Raw genomic sequence first — 20184 nt, forward strand, 5'->3', positions numbered from 1 at the left:
TTTTTTCCGTTTTGTAAATTTTGTTTATGTAAGCACTTACAAAAATTAGCTAGTTAATTTTGAACGATGATACTTGATTTTATACGATAACTTTTCCTTTATATTTTCATCTAAACAATCTTGATAAATAATAAAGTAGTAATTATGAAGAATTCGGTGAAGAAATTTCATTTTGAAAACCTCCTTTTTTATATCCCACATAATCGGGCAGTAATCCACCTTCAAAATTTAAGTAAAACGCGGGATCAACTGCTAGTAAAAGCCTAACTGGGTTAAATAACAATCAGTGAGAATAAAGCAAGCAAAAAACTTAATGTCCTATGAGAGCACTTGCACTAGTACGTCTTATACGTCGGAAACCTCTTACTGATGGAAGTTTCACTTTATCAAACCGTACTGGAGGTAATTTAGTATTCGGTAACTGGCTAGCTCCGTCATAGACATAAGCCCCTGTAGTTTTGCGTCCCCATCTTTCAATAGGTTTGCCCTTTCGTACGATTTTCATCATTATACAATAATGATATGTTTGTTTGAAAGGAAATAGGATGGTTTCAGCGAAAAATAGTCCCTTTGGCATATTGGTATTTTGAACTTTTATGATAAATAGCCTTTTAGTCGGGTTTTGTAATGGGGCTAATCGTCACCGTCATTTCATGGAATGTGTTACAATTCACAAATGAACGAGGGGAAAATGAGAAACGATTTTCATTTTTTGTTGTTAATTTCGTAAGTATCACTTTTAGGATAGGTTCTATGAACGGAAACGAGGAATGAAGTTTCCCTTCTGATTTTGTATAACTAGAGCTCTCTTTCTCATGTTTTGAAGTAAATAACATACGGGGATAAGAGCAAGAAAATCATGATTTTCACTATAAGTTGAAAAGTTGATGCAGGCGAAAGACAAAATCATCTTAAAACGCCTGCACTAGTACGTCCTGTACGTCGGCAGGCTAAGAACACGACGTCCTGTCGTACCGCCTGCACTAGTACGTCCTGTACGTCGCATTCAGGATATAATGAGGATGGTTTTAGTTATTATCCATTAATTCGGAGTCGCTACTTAATGCTTCTCTATTCGCATTAGGATCTACGATATTTCCGCCATAATCTGGAACATGACTGGCATTTTCTAAATGATATTGAGAGCCAGATCCTTGCTCATATTTATTTTTTGCTTGATTATTTTTATCTTTGTTTGTCAATGAATGGACCTCCAATTCCAATTTCTTGTACTATTTATTCTCATGTAATGTTTCCAAAGTAGAAGTAAATTATTCAGAGCTTTTTTAAGTAACGCTTATCTCATAACATACTGATGAGAGAGAATGGATTGGTGATTTGTGTATTGAGTGTAGGGAAAAGGGGAATTAAATATTTATCGGTGGTGAAATGAATTCAGTAAGTAGATAACAAGAAAAAAGCTTATTTGCCAGAAAAACGATAGGAAAAATAGTTTTCGTTATTTTTTTATAAAGAAGAAGGATGAAAAAAAATCCATCCTTCTTAGTATAGGTATTACCTAACATTAAATTCGCTAGGTTTTGGACCTTTTCTTTCATTTCGGTTTAGTTTGTTAATCGCATCCATTTCTACTGCAGATAGTTCAAAGTCAAAAACATTAAAATTTTCTTCAATTCTGGATGGCGTTACCGATTTTGGAATGACAATGGTGTCATTTTGTAAATGCCAGCGTAAAACAACTTGAGCGGTTGTTTTATTGTGTTTTTTTGCGATCGATTGAACAGTTTCATTTTTCAATACTTCTCCACCTTGTTGCAATGGACTCCACGCTTCCACAAAAATATCATGCTTGGCGCAAAAATCTTTTAATTCATTTTGTGCTAAAAACGGATGACATTCTACTTGGTTTAAGACTGGTTTTATTTCACATTCATTTAATAACCGTTCTAAATGTTCTATTTCAAAATTACAAACACCGATTGCTTTAACACGACCATCTTTGTATAATTTTTCCATCGCTTTATATGTATCAACGTACTGGTCAAATTTTGGTGTTGGCCAATGGATGAGGTATAAATCAACATAGTCAAGACCGAGTCTTGATAGACTTTCCTCATAGGCGCGTAAAGTATTCTCATATCCTTGGTCACTATTCCAAACTTTTGTCGTTATGAACAGTTCTTCTCTCGAAATCTCTGTTTCACGGATCGCTTTACCGACCCCTTCTTCATTTTGATAAATCATAGCAGTATCAATGGAACGATAGCCAACTTCAAGTGCTTTTTTAACAGCAATAGTTGCTTGATCGTTTTCCACTTGCCAAACTCCGAACCCGAGTTGTGGCATTTTTAAGCCGTTATTTAATGTGACAAAATCCATCTTGTTGACACTCCTTTATATGAACGTTCCCTACTTAGCATAACAATGTGGGAAATTTTTATCAAATTTATCAAGGACTTATCTATAAAAATTTTCTAATGCTATTTTTTTAAAGTGTTAAAGTATATATTGCAAATGACATTTAATTAGAAATTTATGGGAAACGGGAAGTAGCTCGGTTTGGTAGAGCACCACGTTTCGGACGTGGGGGATCGCATGTTCGAATCCTGTTTTCCTGATAAAAAAAGTATTAAGCGATTCTTGAGAATAATAGAATCGCTTTTTTGTGAAACAATATTCGCCCTTTTGTGTTTCACAGGAATTTCACCGGTAAATGACTACGGATTTTTACTGTTTTCGTGGGTGCAATAATTCATTTTAAATTAAAGGACCAATTAAAAAGATTGCTTTACATTTGATTTCATGCTGGATTTCCCTTTGTCTTTTAAGCAAAAGTTGTATGTTTTGTTTTCCACTTTTCTAATTTAATAAATACCCAAAATCCATAAATACCAAAAGTAATTACTGTAAAAAACCACCATTTTATCCAGTGGCCAAATAATCCGATGGCAGTTCCATTAAACTTCAATCTCTTACCATTAATTACGGTATGTTCAATTTTCCAACGATAAATCATTGTATAAGACCAAGGTAAGCAAATCCCAAGTGTAAAGACTGTTACCAAGAAACCAAGGATTCTCCAACCAATATATTGGAGTAATCCTCCATCAAAATAAGACTCACCATCATTTGTTTTATTTCCGGTTAGTTCCATAGTTGGTTTATTCATTACATAACCCACTCCTTTAAATAATTATGTAACTAGGTATTTATACCTAGAATCACCAAAAAGCTATATAAATCTCTCCTACACATACCAAATACCGTTTTCTCTTAAAATATTCTGCTATAGTTCCATTTTTATAAATTGTATATGTAACTCTGGCAGCTCTTATTAAATTGGCTACATATTTTTGTGTAAATTTCCAATTTTTTCTTCCCACCATTATTTTAGTCACTTTGCTAAGACAACCATTAAACTGACACCGAATCTCCTGTATTAATTTAATTATAATATTAGTAACAGAAACTTTAAAGATTATGTTCCAAAAATTTGCAGAATTAGACAGTAAAGCATAAATTGAAAGAATTTTTAAAAAGTCTTTCTAGTTATGCTTTCTCTTATAACGAAAGGGTAATAGGAAGATACTTATGTTAACGGAAACGATGAAGTTTTTCATATTTTATATCAGATGAATAGAAAAGCCGAATAAAAAGACATTACAGCCTAAAAATAAAAGCTATGGCGAAAGGAATTATAGCAAAAGAGGTTGTGAAAAGGGTAAAATAAAGGTTCAGTGGATTCGTTGCTGACAATAAATATTTGGAGGGAAGTAATTTGCTGGAAAACGGTTTAGTAATGGTTGTGATCATTCTTGTCATTAATATTGTTTATGTTTCGTTTTTTACAATTCGGATGATATTAACTTTAAAAGGACAGCGATATTTAGCTGCATTTATTAGTATGATTGAAGTTGTAATTTATGTAATTGGGCTCGGTCTCGTTTTAGATAATTTAAATGAAATACAAAACTTAATTGCCTATGCGGTAGGATATGGGATTGGAGTCATTTCAGGGACAAAGATTGAAGAAAAATTAGCACTGGGATACATCACGGTGAATGTAATTACGAAAGAATATGATGTTGATTTACCGAAACAGTTACGAGAAAAGGGATATGGAGTGACCAATTGGGCGGCGAATGGGTTAGAGGGGGAGCGAATGGCATTGCAAATTTTAACTCCGAGAAAATACGAATTGAAATTGTATCAAACGATTAAAGAATTAGATCCGAAAGCCTTTATCATTGCTTATGAGCCGAAAACCATTTACGGAGGATTTTGGGTTAAGTCTGTGAAAAAAGGAAATTTATTTCGATCCCATAAATCCTCCTAATATTTAACATTTTTGTAAAGAAAGTGATAAATTTTCACAGTATGCACAAAATTGCTATGACATGCTTAATTTTACGAAGCTACCCTGAAAATAGCTGTATTTCCAGGGTAATCTTTACTAAAGTTTCCCACTTTTGGTCTTCATTGTTCAAAATCAAAATGAGTCTAGATTAAAAAAAGCTTGTGTATTATTAAATAGGAGTTCGTACGTTTCTAATAAATTCAATCTTTTGATGCAGGCAATTTTTCTCATTGTTTGATGTATCATTTTAGGATGGGTCATTTTACTAGTGAAAATACCTACAAATGGCCACGGACCATCTGTTTCTACCATTAGTTGTTCAATTGGAAATTGCCTCACAAGCTTTTCTGTCCGTTCTTTATAGAAAATGTCTGGTGTAATTGAAACAAAATATCCATTTCTCGCCAACCGTTCAATGGACTTCTTATCTCCTTTATACCAGTGAAAATGAGCTTTTTTTATTGTGTGTTTTTCTAACAAGTCACAAACGATTGCAGTATGCTCATAAATAGCATGCAAAATAATTGGTTTATCCAGTTTCGCTGCCTGAACGATGAATGCTTCCAACAATTCCATGTATGGTTTCAAAGGAAGTTGTTTCTTTTCTTGTTTTACATAATAAGGAAGCCCAACTTCACCAACGGCAACGATTTGATCGTGTTTATTTTCCAATAACTGTAATAGATCACCCAATTCTTCCTCAGATGGTAAAGACTGTTCGGGGTGAAAACCGATCGCAGGTTTCACTTTATTATTATTTTCATATAACTTTAAATTTGCTAATGAAGATTGGTAGTTTTTAGACACAGAAATCAAGGAGTTAATCGAATACTTATCCAAATCGTGTAAAATAACCTCCCTATCTTCAGTTTTGTACAAATCTAAATGAATATGTGCATCAATAATTTGTTGATTCAATTATTCACACCTCACGATACTTTATAACAAAAAGAAAAGTTTCCCGGGTAATAAATTGTCCATTCGGTAAAGAAAAAACTATTGTAATATAATTTCATTTGTTCAGTAGGAAGGTCGAAACTCCAATGAAAGGCTTGTATAGGAAGTAAGAACAACAGAAATATATTTCAATAATATTTTTGAGAAAATCTGAATTATATAGATGGAAATCCCCATTTCTTTACCCCAAGAGTTAGTAGCTGGCTAATGAGCGAAAGGCACGCTTTGTTCGATGGAGAAAGCTTCATGTTTTTATTAAATATAGTAGTTATGTTATTTGATAATTAGTAATTAGTTGCTCTACAATGGAAAGGATAAATTTTCTCCAATTTTATTGCTTTTTACAAAAGTAAAGTAACCTTTTTAATAAGATTATACCTTATTATGTTGATTGCAAAAAGGTAGATAGGTTCCACTTAGTTGAGGAGATTTGTCAAGGGTTTGGAATAATCATTTTTTGATGTGAACGAAAGAAAGAGGCAGTGAAAATAAGTGGACATACGAAGGAAAGAGGTTTAAAGGATGAGAGAAATATATAGTGATATTATCCAATTTCGCGGTTCCTATTTTGATTTTGGTTTTATGCAAGGTGAACGTTTAAAGAACTCTCTGACAATCATTAATCGAGAGAAACAATGGAAAACAAGAAAACCGCGTTTTTCAATAAATGTGGAAGAAACGAAACAAATGATAACTCGTTTTGCACCTAGTATTTGGGAAGAATTATTAGGTCTTCAAGAGGCATTAAAATGGTCGCTGGAAAAAGTTTTACAAGAATTTGGCGGTTATCGAGTGAATTATTACAGATCTGGATGTTCCATTTTTACGGGAAAAAATTTTTTAATAAGAAATTATGATTACCATCCGAAAACGTATGAAGGGAGATATACGATATTTCAGCCGACAGATGGGAAGGGATATGCAATTATTGGACCTAGCCAAAGGATTACAGGAAGAATGGATGGCTTAAATGAAAAAGGGTTAGCGATGGGGTATAACTTTATGAATCGGAAGCAACCAGAAGATGGTTTCGTTTGCTTTATGATTGGGAGAATGATATTGCAGTCTTGTGCAAATGTAGAAGAAGCAGTGGAAATGTTGCGAGAAATCCCTCATCGGCATTCCTTTAGTTATATTATTTATGATAAGAGCGGTAGAACGTATATTGTGGAAACTTCTCCAAGGCGAGTGGAAGTTCGACAATCGAATATTTGCACGAACCACTTTGAAATTATGACAGAGGAAAATCGCCATCATTTAGTCGATTCTATGCGAAGGATGGAAATAATTGAACATAATAGTTCCGAGATGATCGATGGTTATGAAGCGTTCCGTTTATTTAATGATGCGGATAAAGGGGTATTTTCGAAGTTATATAGTAGTTGGGCTGGCACAATCCATACTTCTGTATATTTTCCACAGGAAATGAAGGTATGGTTTGCATTAGGTCATAATCAAGAACCTACCGAAATAAATTTTGCCCAATGGTTAGCAGGGGAGGATTTGAATCAGCAACGAATTTTTGGAACAGTTGAGACAGATGTACCGTTTTTATATTTGGATGAAGGGGCAGATTGGGTGAAACGGTGATTTTTTGTAAGAAATTTTTGAATTGTTGGGGACAGTCCCCCGTATAAGGAAGGAGTTTGTGGCGATTGGATATTCCGATATTATATGAGGATAATCATTTGTTAATTGTGGAGAAACCAGTGAATGTCCCAGTTCAAGAAGATAATTCAAAGGATAGGGATTTGTTGACAATTTTGAAAGCGGATATAAAGGACCGCTATCAAAAGCCAGGAAATGTCTATTTAGGTCTTGTGCATCGACTAGATCGGCCTGTCGGCGGAGTAATGGTTTTCGCGAAAACATCTAAGGCAGCTTCAAGGCTTTCAGAGAAAATTCGGACAGGAGAGTTTGAAAGGAAATATTTAGCTATCGTCAGGGGGCGACCGCCTCAAGAACAGGGGACACTGAAACACTATTTAGTGAAAAATCATAATAAAAATAAAGTTTTTGTAGTGTCAAAAAAAGATAAAAAGGCAAAAATAGCTATCTTGGAATATGAGACAATACAACATTACGAAAAACTTAGTTTAGTTTCTGTAAGACTGCACACTGGCAGATCTCATCAAATACGTGTTCAGTTTGCCTCATCAGGTTGCCCTTTATATGGAGATCAGAAATACGGCGAAAATATAAATAAGCCGGGAGAACAAATAGCGTTATGGTCCCATTCTATTAAATTTGAACATCCAACGAAAAAAGAAATCATTGAAATTAAATCAACACCACCTATTAATTATCCTTGGTCTATTTTTGACTCAGAACAGATAAAAAATAGTTTTACAGTGGGGGACTGTCCCCTACAATTACTAATTTTCTAATAATTCATCTGTCTTGCGTGTTGGGTGGGGTTTGTATTACAATTGTTATTTGTAAATGTTGTTTAGATTATTTTCTATGTGAAAATGGTTATTATGTAACAAACATTAGTAGATAGGTGGTTGACATAGATGGTTGAATCAAAACCATATCGAGTATTGCTTTATTATTATTATACGAAGATTGATAATCCAGAAGAGTATGCTGCTGGACATTTACAATTTTGTAAAGAGCTCGGTTTAAAAGGGCGCATTCTTGTGGCAGAAGAAGGGATTAATGGAACAGTTTCTGGCACTGTTGAACAGACAAATCAATATATGGAAATGATGAAAAGCGATCCACGCTTTAAAAATATTATGTTTAAAATCGATGAGTCTGAGGGACATGCATTTAAAAAGATGCATGTACGTCCCCGCAAAGAACTTGTTACGCTTCGATTAGAAGATGATATTAATCCGAATGAATTAACAGGGAAATATTTAAGTCCAAAAGAATTTTATGAAGCAATGCAAGATGAAAATACGGTCGTATTAGATGCACGAAATGATTATGAATATGATCTTGGCCATTTCAGAGGAGCCATTAAGCCAGAAATAAAAGCCTTCCGCGAACTGCCAAATTGGGTCCGGGCTAACCGTGAAAAATTGGAAGGAAAACGAATTTTAACATACTGTACGGGTGGAATTCGCTGTGAAAAATTTTCCGGCTGGTTAGTGAAACAAGGGTTTGAAGATGTTGGCCAACTACATGGCGGTATCGTAACATACGGAAAAGATCCAGAAGTCCAAGGAGAATTATGGGACGGAAAATGTTATGTATTCGATGAACGGATTGCTGTTCCAGTTAATCAAAAAGAACACGTAATCGTTGGTCGTGATTACTTTACGGGTGAACCTTGCGAGCGCTATGTGAATTGTGCAAACCCAGAATGTAATAAACAAATCCTTTGCAGCGAAGAAAATGAGCACAAATATATGCGTTCTTGTACGGATGAATGCCGTGTCCATCCGCGTAATTTATATGTTAAAGAGCATAATTTAAGTGAAACCGACATTGCTGAAAGATTAAAAATGATTGCAGAAGATAAGGCTGTCGCTAAATAAATAATATGGTAATCTTATGCCTTCATATAAAAAACTTAACAATCCATGTTAGTTAGACAAAAATCTTGCTGTAGCTAGTCTAAATATAGTGAAATCTCGGATGTATAAACTAGAAAATATGGAGATGGAAAAAGAATTACAAAAAGCCTTTATAGTAATAAAATTGGAAAATGCAAAACCGATGGTTGTTGAATGATCAGCAATCCTCGGTTTTACTTTTTGACCCAGTTTATGGGACAAAGTATTTCAGATAAAGAAAAAACCGAACTATCATACGAAAATGTCGTTAAGTACTTCATAATAGCTCGGCTTTTTAATTATTATTTCTTAATAAAATGCTCTGTTAAAGATAAATGTTGATATTTGATACCTTCTCTATTCAAAGATTGTCTACAAAGTATCTCGACAACTATCTTGCGTGGTTCTTGTTTTGGATAGTCGAAGGAACGAATGCACAAAACACAACATTAAAGAATTTCTTTTAACATCATTTGTAATTGAAATGACTGATACTTATGATAGTTTACGTCTATCTAAATTGGCTATGTAGTCAATTAAAAAATGAATGGAGGTATCAATGTGAATGCTAGAAAAATGATGGATATCGCACTGAAAAATGTTGTAATACCCAAATTAAGAGAACAAGGATTCAAAGGTTCATTCCCACATTTTAGAAGGGTCAACGAAAACAATATAGATTTGATTACATTCCAATTTAATAGATGGGGAGGTTCATTTGTTGTAGAGTTAGCTTCTTGCCCCAAGGATGGGACAACTATGAGTTGGGGAGAAAAAATCCCTCCAAATAAAGTAAATGCTCAACATATGAATGACCGTTTCAGATTAGGAGCGGAGTCTTTAGAAGAGGATGGAATATGGTTTGATTACGAAAAAGCCATCACCGAAGAAGATTATTCCAAAGTTGCTGAAAGCGTTATAAATCATCTTAAAACCTCGGATACAAGTTGGATTTCATCTCTCATACGATAAATCTACATCTACATAGTCGGAAGTTCCCAAAACATAGGAACCTCCAATTTTTTTAACAATAAATCAACATTAAAGTTTAACAGAGAAACCAATGAAACCAATATTCTACCATGGTGAATGAAAATAGCTGTATTTTCAGGGTGGCCAATAAAATAAAAACCACCATGCTTTAACAATAGACAATTTTGTTTTGTCCCAGTCTCTTTTCGTAAAATGATCTTCTTCAACTACCGCCCCGTTAGTCGCACAAAACATTATGTTCATTCGCATATTTCGTTAATCTAAATACATTAAACTTTTACGAAATCCGCACAAACCCACCCTCAAATAACCAGTCCGTTCCTTTTTAACTTATGATAATGATGGATAAAAGCAATTAAGGCGCATTTAGTAGCGAAATTTATTATAATAGAAGTTCAGTGACAGCCTGGAAGGAGAATAGACTTGACTTGGGAGATATTGAACATCATTGGTACTTTAGCGTTTGCTATAAGTGGGGCTTTAGTTGCTACTGAAGAGGAATTTGATATTTTCGGTGTATTTATACTAGGTTTCACTACTGCCTTCGGGGGTGGCCTTATTCGTAATTTGTTAATTGGATTACCAATAGAAAAAATTTGGCAGCAAGATTTATTGTTTATTATTGCCTTTTTGGTTATTTTACTCGTCTTTCTTTTTCCAAATCGATGGATGAATCATTGGAAAAGATGGGTAATATTGTTTGATGCCATTGGTTTAGGCGCTTTTGCCATCCAAGGAGCAAATTATGCTGTTTCCATTGATGCCCCATTAATTGCAGTAGTTGTTGCAGCAATTTTAACTGGTGCTGGTGGGGGAATGTTGCGTGACGTCTTCGCAGGTAGGAAACCAATGATATTTCGTTCCGATATATACGCATTATGGGCCGCATTAGCAGGAGTAGCAATCGGTTTTGACCTTGTACATACAACATTTTCGACTTTTCTTTTACTAGCGTTAGTAGTAGTGTTTCGAATGCTTTCCGTTTATTTTCACTGGAATTTACCTAGAAGCATTAACTGGGATAGACAAAAGAAACTTCGTGGAAAAGGACGCGAAACAATAGGCGGGTAGCGACTTTTTTTCATAACAGGTTCTCCTTATGGTGCAAAAACTAAATACTATATCAATTCACACAAGCAGAGCAGGGCGATTCACATAGGACTTTCCCTGCTTTTATCGTAATAAAAGCTGATCAATAAAAAACTATTGTTGCATAACATTTTATTTGGGTTGTTATTTAGAGTGTTTGCCCGTTCATTGAGAACCCGTTACGTTTTCTTTGTTATCTCTTTTAAAATTTGTATAATAATAGTGAAAAGCTAGACGAAAATCTTATTTCGTCACATGAAAGCACCGTCATTTTTTGTTAAGCCCTTTAATACCGATAGTTTGATAAAAAGGAATGAAAAACTTCTTAAAGTTTGAACTCATTATAGGGATGGAGGAGAAATAATTTGAGCAAAAAACCATTTTCTATTCGTGTTGAACAAACTGTCAGTAATAAATTTAAGGCACTTTCTTCTGTATTAAATGTCGATAGTGCTACGTTGTTTTCACAGTTAATTTCAGAAAAAGAGAGTAAACTTACAGACGATGAGCGAAAAGCATATGAAGCACTGCTAGTTGTTTGGAAAGATGACTAGAAACGATAGACAGATACATACTACACATAGTTGAAATGTTTATTAAAACAGGAATTATCCCGAAAAATTCGGTTTGTTCTAATCAAAGGTTTGTCTAGTTCCTTCGTGCTGCGGAAAAAAGTATATGCTAAACTAAAAGAAATAGTGTAAAGGGGATGATTTAATGAGAGAAAACGAACAAAAACACGAGCAAAAATCTGAGCAAAAACCCGAACAAAAACAGGAAAAAACAAAACCAATTAAGCAAGTGAAATTTGAAAATGAAGAAAGTCAGTGTGTACACGAATTTGCAACAATGCTAGAGACTATTGCCAGAAAACTAAAAGAAGATGGGAAGTTCGTAATTGCTCATGGAGAAGATGAGATTATTGTATCACCGACAAACGAGTTATCGGTTGAGTTAGAATATGAAGTGAAAGGTGATAAACACTCATTTGAGATTGAATTTGAGTGGTATGAAGGCAAGGACAAAAATAAAGTTAGAATTTTATAAAAATATCATTCGTGACCGGTTTCTATTGCAGAAATCGGTTTTTTGTTATAAATAACCGGATCATCGTTGAAAGCTAATCGTAATAACCGATAATATTGGCTATTATTTTTTCAAACTAAGTAAATCTCATCATGGATGAGACTAGAGGGGCTGTCCAGAAAGTCGTATTTTCAACATCTGGATGCCCCTCTTTATGTTTCAAACTGTTAATATATCAACATTCTTATTAACCGCTTTTTTTGGGGGGGGGTACTTTTTGGGCAGCCCCATTTAGAAAACTTGATGATAATGGAACCGAAAAACGAACAAGTCCATATGAATCGCAATAATTATCCGTGTTTAGATCAAAAAACACGAACATTATATTTAAAAATTTAATAAATGTTAGCGTTTTTCGTTGACTTCCCTTTCGTTCCATGTTATAAAAAAGAAGTATTCAACAAGTAGGGGGGATTAATGGTGAAATCATGGTTAGAGAAACAATTTAAATTAAGTAATTTTGGCACGAATCCGCGAATTGAAATGACTGCTGGTTTTACAACATTTATAACGATGGCGTACATCATTATTGTGCATCCGAATTTAATGAAGGCTGCTGGAATGCCAGTTGGGGCGGTAATGACGTCAACGATTATCGTATCGGCATTATTTTCTATCATTATGGGACTTTATACGAATCGCCCATTTGCACTAGCACCAGGATTAGGGGGAAATGCATTTTTTGCCTATACAATTGTTGCTAGCGGTTTAGCGAGTTGGCAAACAGGGTTAGGGATGGTCTTTATAGGTGGCGTTATTTTTGTATTATTGACGGTATTAGGAATTCGTGAAGCGATTGCTAAATTTATTCCGAAAAATATTAAGCTAGCAATTGGAAGTGCTGTTGGTCTTTTTATCGTTGGCATCGGTTTAACGCAAGCAGAAATAATTGTTATTAATAGTTCAAGTGGAAATTTAACGTTAGGAAATATGCATAGTAAAACAGTTGTACTTGCATTAATTGGTCTTATCGTTACTTTTGGTTTGATGGCACGGAAAATTAGAGGGGCTGTTCTTTACGGAATTTTATTGACAACTATCATTGGCATTCCACTAGGTGTAACAAAATTACCGACAGATTGGTTTACACTACCGCCGAGTCCAGGCCCAATATTGTTTGAAGTTGATTGGCTGCAAGCATTACAACTGTCATTCATTCCTTTAATCTTTACTTTTTTTGCGGGCGATTTCTTTTCAACGATGGGAACGTTATTAGGTGTAGGGGCAAAGGCTAAATTACTTGATGAAAATGGAGATTTACCAGGAATTAAAAAACCGTTCTTAGTGGATGGAGTAGGTACTATTGCTGGTGCGTTTGCTGGATTAACGACAGTAACAACATATATCGAGTCAGCAAGCGGTGTGGAAGTTGGCGGACGTACAGGTTTAACAGCTATATGGACTGGGTTTTTCTTCCTATTATCTTTATTATTTATGCCAATTTTATTAATGATTCCGACCGTAGCAACAGCACCTGCATTAATTGCAATCGGTTTAGGAATGTTAACGACATTACAAGAACTAGATTACGAGAAGACGGATGAAATTATCCCAGCATTCGTAACGATTATTTTTACAGGTCTTTCTTTCAGTATTGCCAATGGGATCGTTTTTGGAATTTTAACATATGCCGTAATGAAAGTTCTTTCTGGAAAATTAAAAGAAGTGCCTGTTAGTTTAATCATTTTCTGTATTCCGTTAGTGTATTACTTATGGCTAAATTAGTTTCAGGAGATTTGAGAAAATCATTCCAATTATTACACTTACAAGAATAAATGGGGGGCGGAAAAGTGAATCGTTCATTAATTACTGCTGCAAGAGGAGATAAAAAATTAGATTTAGCGATTGAAAATGTTCAACTTGTCAATGTCTTTACAGGGGAAATTTATCCATGTGCCATCGGAATTTCTGAAAAAACAATCGTTCATGTAACAAAACCAGGCGAGATAACTTTAGATGCAAAGACAAGAATCGATGGGCAAGGTAAATATGCAGTTCCTGGGTTTATTGATACGCATGTACATATAGAAAGTAGTATGTTAACACCGAGTAAATATGCGGAAGTCGTGTTGCCACACGGAACGACTACGGTTGTTACGGATCCTCATGAGATTGGCAACGTGCTAGGTACAGACGGGGTTCGTTATATGGTGGAGGCGGCGAAAAATTTAGATTTGCGGATTTTGACATTTGCGCCATCTTGTGTTCCAGCTGCCCCGTCCGTAGAAACTGCTGGAGCTGATTTTACTCCAGAAGTGATTGAAGAAATGTTGCGTTGGGACGGGATTGACGGTCTTGCCGAAGTGATGAATTATGTTGGAGTTATTGAAGAAGAAGAACGGATGATGGGAATTCTCGAGGCTGCAGAACGTTCAGGAAAAATCGCTCAAGGTCATGCACCAACTGTATCTGGAAGAGATCTTTCTGCCTATTTAGTGGCGGGGATTGATTCAGATCACGAATGTCGTACAGGTGAAGAAGCGTTAGAAAAATTACAAGCGGGAATGTTCGTCGAAGTAAGAGAAAGCTCTTTTTCATTTAATATGGCTCCCCTTGCAGCGGTAATTAAAAACCTTGGTTATGTTCCGAACGTTTGTTTTTGTTCGGATGACGTGCTTGCCAGTGATTTGTTAAAACAAGGTCATATTAACCATGTTGTCCGCCGTGCGATAGAAGAAGGAATTTCTCCAATCAATGCAATCCGTTTTGCAACGTTAAATGCGGCCAATCGGTTAAAAAGAACGGACATTGGGGCAATTGCACCAGGTAGAATTGCCGACATAGTTTTACTGGATGACCTATGCACGGTGAAAGTTTCCGAAGTTTTTACAGCGGGAGAACATGTAGTTGCTGGCGGTAAACTAATCAAAAGTCAGGAGCAAATTCTAACACCTGCCACATATTTAAATACAATAGACGTTCCTACATTATCAAAGAATGACTTTACTATTGCAGTAGAGCCAAATTGTCGTGAAGTGACCGTACGTGTCATTGAATATGACTATTCTCCAGGCATTCCGACTAATTTTATGGAAGTAACTTTACCTGTAAAAGATGGTGAAATAGATCTTCCATCTTATAACGGTAAAAAAGGTCCACTGAATTTAGTTGGAGTTTTTCACCGCCATGGAAAAAATCAAAACCGAGCGCTAGGTATATTAGCTGGATTTGGAGTTACTCATGGTGCGGTTGCAACAACGGTTGCTCATGATTCGCACAATTTAACAGTACTTGGTGTGGATAAGGATGATATGGCATTAGCAGCGAATGAATTGAAGAAAGGAAAAGGTGGCATGTTAGCTGTGAAAGATGGAAAGGTAATCGCCCATCTGCCACTCCCACTAGCAGGATTGATGAGCCTAGAGTCAGCGGAAACATTAACTCCAATGATTGAAGAATTTGTTGAAGTGTTACAAAGAGAAATAATGCCTGGTCAAAATCCAATTATGCGTCTAATTGTCGTTACACTTCCAGTCATCCCGAAGGCAAAAATTACCGACATAGGTTTAGTTGATGTGGATACGCAGGAATTATTGCCGTTAGTGATTGGCCAAATGGTGAACAGTTAATCGGGATTTTCAGTTAATAGTTGTTGGATAAAATTGCCGTTCTTGCAACAATGAAGCGTTCGCTACAGATGTGCTTAAATGAAAAACAAATTTTCCGATTTCCAGGAAGACAATGCAAATTTTTCCCTCTTTATGATAAAACAACAAAGCCCTACTTACTTCGCATAGTTTAGTAGGGTCTTTGTTATTATTTAAGGTAAGACTAACAAACAAGTGGGAGAGTTAAACTTTTTCACATAACTCACTCAACAATCCGTAACAATGAACAACTTCCTGTTGACAAAAATTCACTTTTATCCGAATTACTTGTAGGAAGCCTCATTTTTCGAAGTAGTCTTATTTGTTCAATTCGTTAATCAAATCTTCTACCGTATTAACACGGGCAAAGGCAAATTGGAAGTTCCCAATCGCGCCGAGTTCTGATTCTTCCGTAAAGGATGCAGTCGCCTCTCTTGGGACGAATACGTTGAAGTCGCGATAAAAAGCATCACGAACAGTGGACTCAACACAAACATTGGTAGCAAGGCCAGTTACGACTAAAATTTCCACACCTAACTCCCGCAATATATCCTCTAGTTGAGTATTATAAAACGCACTGTAGCGGTGTTTTTTCACAATAATATCATCATTATCTGGGGTTAATTCTTCTGTAAAATCAGCATCCCATGTTCCATCGAAGCAATGACCAAATTTCATAATAGGGGGAAATACTTTTGCCACTAGACCAGCATCTAAACCGTCTGGACGATGCGTATGTTGAATATAAATAACTGGTCGGTTATGTTTTTTGAATTCTGCTTTTAATTTTTTTATCGGTTCGATCACGATGGAAGAACGCGTTGTGTCAATTCCCATTTTAGATAAGGAACCTTCTGGATGGATGAACGCGTTTTGCATATCAACGATTACGAGCGCACTTTTTTCTTTAATGAACGATAAATCTGTCATATTACTATACCTACCTTTATTCAAATTTTGATATGGAACAATCATTTGTGTATGCATTTTCCTGGAAGAATTATGTTCAATTATTCACAAATAAAAATACTAATACAAACGCAAGCACAGGAGCATACGGAAAAAATATACTGGGTTTATTATAGACATTCATTTATTAAAAGGTAAATAAGTTATTAATAGTGTTCATAAAAAATTAATAATTTGTATCTTTCTGCAGACAGACTAAAAACGCAATCGGCATCGTAACGCATGCACTACTACGTTCAGTACTCCAACATCATCAAATAAGAAAGTCAGGTTCTTTAGCACTTGAAAAAGAACTTGTGTTCGCGTATAATTAGATTATAGAACATAAGTTCCGGAGGTGGTGAACGATGAGAGGATTGCTTATAAGGTCGATACTAAAAGGTGAGAAATTAGAAATGATTTACCAATCAGAAAAAGGGGTATTATCCCAAAGAATTATCCAAGTAAGGAAAGTCTCTGAAAATCACTTTATCGCTTTTTGTCATACGAAAAAACAAATACGCACCTTTAAATTCAGCAATGTTCTGTCGATTGCGCCGCTCAAAAAAACATATCGTACCGGTGCGTAAACAATGGATGAATCTTTTCTCAAACGTTAGTACGATTTTTTCTTAGAGGAAAAATTCTTTTGAAATAATGACGGACAATCGAACGGGAAAAATCTAATCGATTGTCCGTTAAAAGTTTTCAAGCCCACTCCACGTTCACTTTAACATTCTAGACTAATTGCGAAACACATATGCTTCGAATCGTTGACACGTAAAAAGGTTGGTCCAACAAGCACGAGACAAGATAGGGGGGAATTGTGAACTCACACTACTCGCACCGACATGTCCTGTACAGTGGCAGGGAAAGAGAGACAATTTTTGATTGCATCCTGCCATAGAAATGTTCAGTAAGTCGTAAGCCTCCATTTACTCGATACAGTCTTTTATCGTCTCGATGATTGCTTTCCGTATATCTGCCTTTTTATATTGTAAAAGTGGCATTGTGTCTTCAGGATTTAAATAGGCATCCCGGTTTTGAATATCTGCGGTTAGGGCAACATGGATACCATGTTCTTTTCCTTGAGAAGTAGCATGTTCATCCCTTGCAGCATAGCCAGATTTCATTTGTTCAAGTGGAAGAACTTTTACCACTGTGTCATTTTGCCCGAGTACTTCGGCAATAATTTGGAAAAATTCTTGATGTTTCATATTTGTATCACAAATTGCGTATTTAGCACCATGTTTTCCATATTGAAGAGCCCCGACAGCAGCCTCTGCCACTTGTTGTGTTGTAACCATCGCAGTTCCGCCACCTAGGACAGGAACAAATTCTTTTCCTTGAATTTGCGTGAGAAACATTTGCCAAAGCGGTTTTCTTCCTGGCATCGTTCCAAAAATGTATGGAAGACGCAATGACATGACATCCATTGCACCTTCTCCTTCTAGGATTGCAACTTCTTCTTGAAGGAGCCTTGTACGAGGATATGCTTGGCTTCTAAGATTTAAGTCTGTCCATTGTTCAGCAAAGTGGGCAAAGTAAGAACCGAAAATAACAAATTTTTTCACTCCAGCTTTGCGAGCAAGTCTTGCTAGACGTTGGGTTGGAAGGACATTTTGCTCATAAAAGAAATGGGCGGCTGGAGCATCTGGAACTACACGTTCATCCACACCAGCTGCATAAATAAAACCTTCCACATCTTTCAATAAATCTAGTATTTCTTCGTCTGTTAATTCATTAATATTTCCAAGTTGGCATTCTACTTCTCTTGGCAATAATTCTTCTGTTGGCATTGGAGGGAGGGCAATTGTAGAAACTTGTATTTTTTGTTTTAGCAATTCTTTAATAGTATAATATCCTAGTAAACCAGTACCGCCTAATACAAATACTTTTTTCATGAAAATCACTCCTCGGTTTAAATGAAAGTTTGTGAAATATTTAACAATCTTTACACCTTTATTATACTATTTAAAGTGCTTTCATTACTCATTATTTGTGAAAAATTATTGACATACGATAATCTATTCTCCAGTCATTTTTCTTGCAAAGATTTTTTTAAACAGAAGGATGTAGGGCAACAATTCATATAAAAAGAACTTGCACCAACTTTTACAGAAAAAATGACACAGTGTCACAATTATCATTGACTAATGACATCCCATCATATATGATAAAAATGACACGATGTCATTTTATCTAAAGGAAAGGTTATTTTAGAGAAAACAAACGATTACTTGCGAGGAGTATAGTTTCTCAACTTATAAAATTATTGAAGGAGTCCTAAAAATTATGAGTATAAATACAAAGATGAGTGGATTGGATAAAGTGAAACTGTTAAAGACAGAACTCACACGCTTCATGCTTACTTATAAGTTTGCTTTAGAAGAAGTAAATACTAAAATCAATATATTGTCGCAAGAATTTCAACATATACATGAATACAATCCAATTGAGCATGTGAACTCAAGATTAAAATCACCAGAAAGTATTTTAAATAAAATTACTAGAAAAGGATGTCCATTTTCTGTTGAGAGTATAAAGGAAAACATACGCGATATAGCGGGAATAAGAATCATTTGTTCTTATATATCCGATATTTATAAAATTAGTGAAATGTTACAAAAGCAAGAGGATATAAAAGTGATTGAAGTAAAAGATTATATTCAAACTCCGAAGCCAAATGGATACAGAAGTTTACATTTAATTATTCAAATCCCCATTTTCATGTCTGACCGTACAGAAGATGTGTATGTGGAATTGCAAATTCGAACGATCGCCATGGATTTCTGGGCAAGCTTAGAACATAAAATTTATTATAAATATAATAAAGACATACCGAAATATATTAACGATGAATTAAAAGAAGCAGCTGAAACAGCAAATATGCTTGATAGAAAAATGGAAAAACTGCAAAAGGAAATGTTACTTATTAAGGAAGAAAAGAATGAGGATGAAAATGTCATGGACTTCTTTATTAATCCAAGTAAGGAAATTTTGCTGAAAACGTACGGATTTCTGGAAAAGAAAAATTGGGATGGGAAATAAAATGCCAAAACCGACATTTTTTAATTTACCTGAGGAGAAAAAGCAACTACTTTTAAAAGAGGCGGTTAAGGAGTTTTCGAGAGCATCCTTACCTGAAGCATCCATAGCAAATATAGTTAAAGCAGCTGGTATTGCTCGTGGAAGTTTCTATCAATATTTTGAAGACAAAGAAGATCTGTATTTCTATATACTTAGCGATTTTATCCAGTCGAAAAGAAAGGCTTTTATAACCATTTTAGAAAAAAACAACGGAAATCTATTTTCCACATTTTTTCATTTTTTTGAGGAGTTTATACGGGATAAAGAAAACTATCATTTTTATCAAAATGCATTGTTAAATATGTCCTATAAAATTGAAAAGAAATTTGAAGCAATGATAAGTGTAAAAGAACTTAATGAGGATTTTATTGTTTTAAGTTCAATGATTGATATGTCTAACTTAAAAGTTACTGATCATAAAGAACTTTTCCATGCAATTCAACTTATGGTTAGTATAACGATAAGGAATTTTATTCAAGTTTTTGCTCGAGAAGTTTCTTATGAAGAAGCAGTCAATAATTTTCGCATAGAGATGAAATTATTAATGACAGGTCTATTAAAAGATGTGAATGTATAATAACATGAATAGTCATAATGGATGGAGAAAGGA

At 35.1% G+C, this 20184-nt stretch carries 20 protein-coding genes, 1 tRNA gene, 1 pseudogene and 1 riboswitch; of the genes and pseudogenes, 15 read left to right on the forward strand and 7 right to left on the reverse strand.

The features are described 5' to 3' along the window. Positions 1 to 45: 45 nt before the first annotated feature. From BN1242_RS13795 to BN1242_RS00555, 3 genes are all read right to left on the reverse strand, one after another. Complete coding sequence (locus BN1242_RS13795) at positions 46 to 171, reverse strand: hypothetical protein (RefSeq protein WP_275259433.1); 126 nt, start codon at positions 169 to 171, stop codon at positions 46 to 48. 242 nt (positions 172 to 413) lie between these two features. Further along, positions 414 to 497, reverse strand: a riboswitch (cyclic di-GMP riboswitch). A 531-nt stretch (positions 498 to 1028) separates the two neighbouring features. Further along, entirely contained in the window at positions 1029 to 1202 is a 174-nt protein-coding gene (locus BN1242_RS13560) for a hypothetical protein (protein ID WP_158661023.1), read from the reverse strand. A 313-nt stretch (positions 1203 to 1515) separates the two neighbouring features. Further along, positions 1516 to 2340, reverse strand: a complete 825-nt coding sequence (locus tag BN1242_RS00555) for an aldo/keto reductase (RefSeq protein ID WP_062349953.1) — start codon at positions 2338 to 2340, stop codon at positions 1516 to 1518. Between the two features lie 164 nt (positions 2341 to 2504). Here BN1242_RS00555 and BN1242_RS00560 point away from each other — a divergent pair. Beyond that, positions 2505 to 2579, forward strand: a tRNA-Arg gene (locus tag BN1242_RS00560). Between the two features lie 206 nt (positions 2580 to 2785). Here the strand turns inward: BN1242_RS00560 and BN1242_RS00565 are convergent. Further along, positions 2786 to 3130: a DUF898 domain-containing protein gene (locus tag BN1242_RS00565; RefSeq protein ID WP_238985050.1), complete on the reverse strand. Its 345-nt coding sequence runs from the start codon at positions 3128 to 3130 to the stop codon at positions 2786 to 2788. 630 nt (positions 3131 to 3760) lie between these two features. Between BN1242_RS00565 and BN1242_RS00570 the strand changes: the two genes are divergently transcribed. Continuing rightward, a complete protein-coding gene (locus BN1242_RS00570) occupies positions 3761 to 4297 on the forward strand; it encodes a DUF2179 domain-containing protein (RefSeq protein WP_162491218.1) in 537 nt (178 codons plus the stop codon). A gap of 153 nt (positions 4298 to 4450) precedes the next feature. On the opposite strand, the gene BN1242_RS00575 is transcribed toward BN1242_RS00570, so the two are convergent. After that, the gene (locus BN1242_RS00575; RefSeq protein ID WP_062349957.1) at positions 4451 to 5236 is read right to left on the reverse strand and encodes a TatD family hydrolase; all 786 of its coding nucleotides are present in this window, start codon (positions 5234 to 5236) and stop codon (positions 4451 to 4453) included. Positions 5237 to 5797: 561 nt separating this feature from the next. Between BN1242_RS00575 and BN1242_RS00580 the strand changes: the two genes are divergently transcribed. The 10 genes and pseudogenes from BN1242_RS00580 to ade all read left to right on the forward strand — a co-directional run bounded on the left by BN1242_RS00580 (position 5798) and on the right by ade (position 15518). Then, on the forward strand, positions 5798 to 6865 hold the full coding sequence (locus tag BN1242_RS00580) for a C45 family autoproteolytic acyltransferase/hydrolase (RefSeq protein ID WP_062349960.1): 1068 nt from the start codon (positions 5798 to 5800) through the stop codon (positions 6863 to 6865). Between the two features lie 65 nt (positions 6866 to 6930). After that, positions 6931 to 7662, forward strand: coding sequence for an RluA family pseudouridine synthase (locus BN1242_RS00585; RefSeq protein WP_062349962.1), 732 nt, complete (start codon positions 6931 to 6933; stop codon positions 7660 to 7662). Positions 7663 to 7791: 129 nt separating this feature from the next. Next, positions 7792 to 8763, forward strand: a complete 972-nt coding sequence (gene trhO, locus BN1242_RS00590) for an oxygen-dependent tRNA uridine(34) hydroxylase TrhO (protein WP_062349964.1) — start codon at positions 7792 to 7794, stop codon at positions 8761 to 8763. Positions 8764 to 9149: 386 nt separating this feature from the next. Further along, positions 9150 to 9313 (forward strand): annotated as a pseudogene (locus BN1242_RS13510) (IS1595 family transposase); the annotation flags it as partial. Positions 9314 to 9342: 29 nt separating this feature from the next. Further along, positions 9343 to 9753 carry a DUF4304 domain-containing protein gene (locus BN1242_RS00595; protein WP_062349966.1) on the forward strand — a complete coding sequence of 137 codons (411 nt, stop codon included), beginning with the start codon at positions 9343 to 9345 and terminating at the stop codon, positions 9751 to 9753. Between the two features lie 444 nt (positions 9754 to 10197). Then, entirely contained in the window at positions 10198 to 10845 is a 648-nt protein-coding gene (locus BN1242_RS00605; RefSeq protein WP_062349971.1) for a trimeric intracellular cation channel family protein, read from the forward strand. A gap of 383 nt (positions 10846 to 11228) precedes the next feature. Continuing rightward, entirely contained in the window at positions 11229 to 11417 is a 189-nt protein-coding gene (locus BN1242_RS00610) for a hypothetical protein (RefSeq protein ID WP_062349973.1), read from the forward strand. Between the two features lie 163 nt (positions 11418 to 11580). Then, positions 11581 to 11910, forward strand: a complete 330-nt coding sequence (locus BN1242_RS00615) for an amphi-Trp domain-containing protein (protein WP_077216031.1) — start codon at positions 11581 to 11583, stop codon at positions 11908 to 11910. Between the two features lie 459 nt (positions 11911 to 12369). Further along, on the forward strand, positions 12370 to 13674 hold the full coding sequence (locus BN1242_RS00620; RefSeq protein ID WP_203226017.1) for an NCS2 family permease: 1305 nt from the start codon (positions 12370 to 12372) through the stop codon (positions 13672 to 13674). 65 nt (positions 13675 to 13739) lie between these two features. Then, complete coding sequence (ade, locus tag BN1242_RS00625) at positions 13740 to 15518, forward strand: adenine deaminase (RefSeq protein ID WP_062349977.1); 1779 nt, start codon at positions 13740 to 13742, stop codon at positions 15516 to 15518. 336 nt (positions 15519 to 15854) lie between these two features. On the opposite strand, the gene BN1242_RS00630 is transcribed toward ade, so the two are convergent. Beyond that, a complete protein-coding gene (locus tag BN1242_RS00630) occupies positions 15855 to 16523 on the reverse strand; it encodes a cysteine hydrolase family protein (protein WP_077216037.1) in 669 nt (222 codons plus the stop codon). 329 nt (positions 16524 to 16852) lie between these two features. Here BN1242_RS00630 and BN1242_RS00635 point away from each other — a divergent pair, with 329 nt between their 5' ends. Beyond that, complete coding sequence (locus BN1242_RS00635; RefSeq protein ID WP_062349981.1) at positions 16853 to 17074, forward strand: hypothetical protein; 222 nt, start codon at positions 16853 to 16855, stop codon at positions 17072 to 17074. 345 nt (positions 17075 to 17419) lie between these two features. Here the strand turns inward: BN1242_RS00635 and BN1242_RS00640 are convergent, their stop codons facing one another. Continuing rightward, positions 17420 to 18388, reverse strand: a complete 969-nt coding sequence (locus BN1242_RS00640; protein WP_062349983.1) for an NAD-dependent epimerase/dehydratase family protein — start codon at positions 18386 to 18388, stop codon at positions 17420 to 17422. Between the two features lie 391 nt (positions 18389 to 18779). On the opposite strand from BN1242_RS00640, the gene BN1242_RS00645 reads away from it, so the two are divergent. Both BN1242_RS00645 and BN1242_RS00650 read left to right on the forward strand, forming a co-directional pair. Then, entirely contained in the window at positions 18780 to 19535 is a 756-nt protein-coding gene (locus tag BN1242_RS00645; RefSeq protein ID WP_062349985.1) for a GTP pyrophosphokinase, read from the forward strand. Between the two features lies 1 nt (position 19536). Beyond that, positions 19537 to 20151, forward strand: coding sequence for a TetR/AcrR family transcriptional regulator (locus BN1242_RS00650; protein ID WP_062350039.1), 615 nt, complete (start codon positions 19537 to 19539; stop codon positions 20149 to 20151). Positions 20152 to 20184: the final 33 nt, after the last annotated feature.

The organism is Bacillus kwashiorkori (assembly GCF_001375515.1).
GTDB classification, from domain to species: Bacteria; Bacillota; Bacilli; order Bacillales; family Caldibacillaceae; genus Bacillus_BK; species Bacillus_BK kwashiorkori.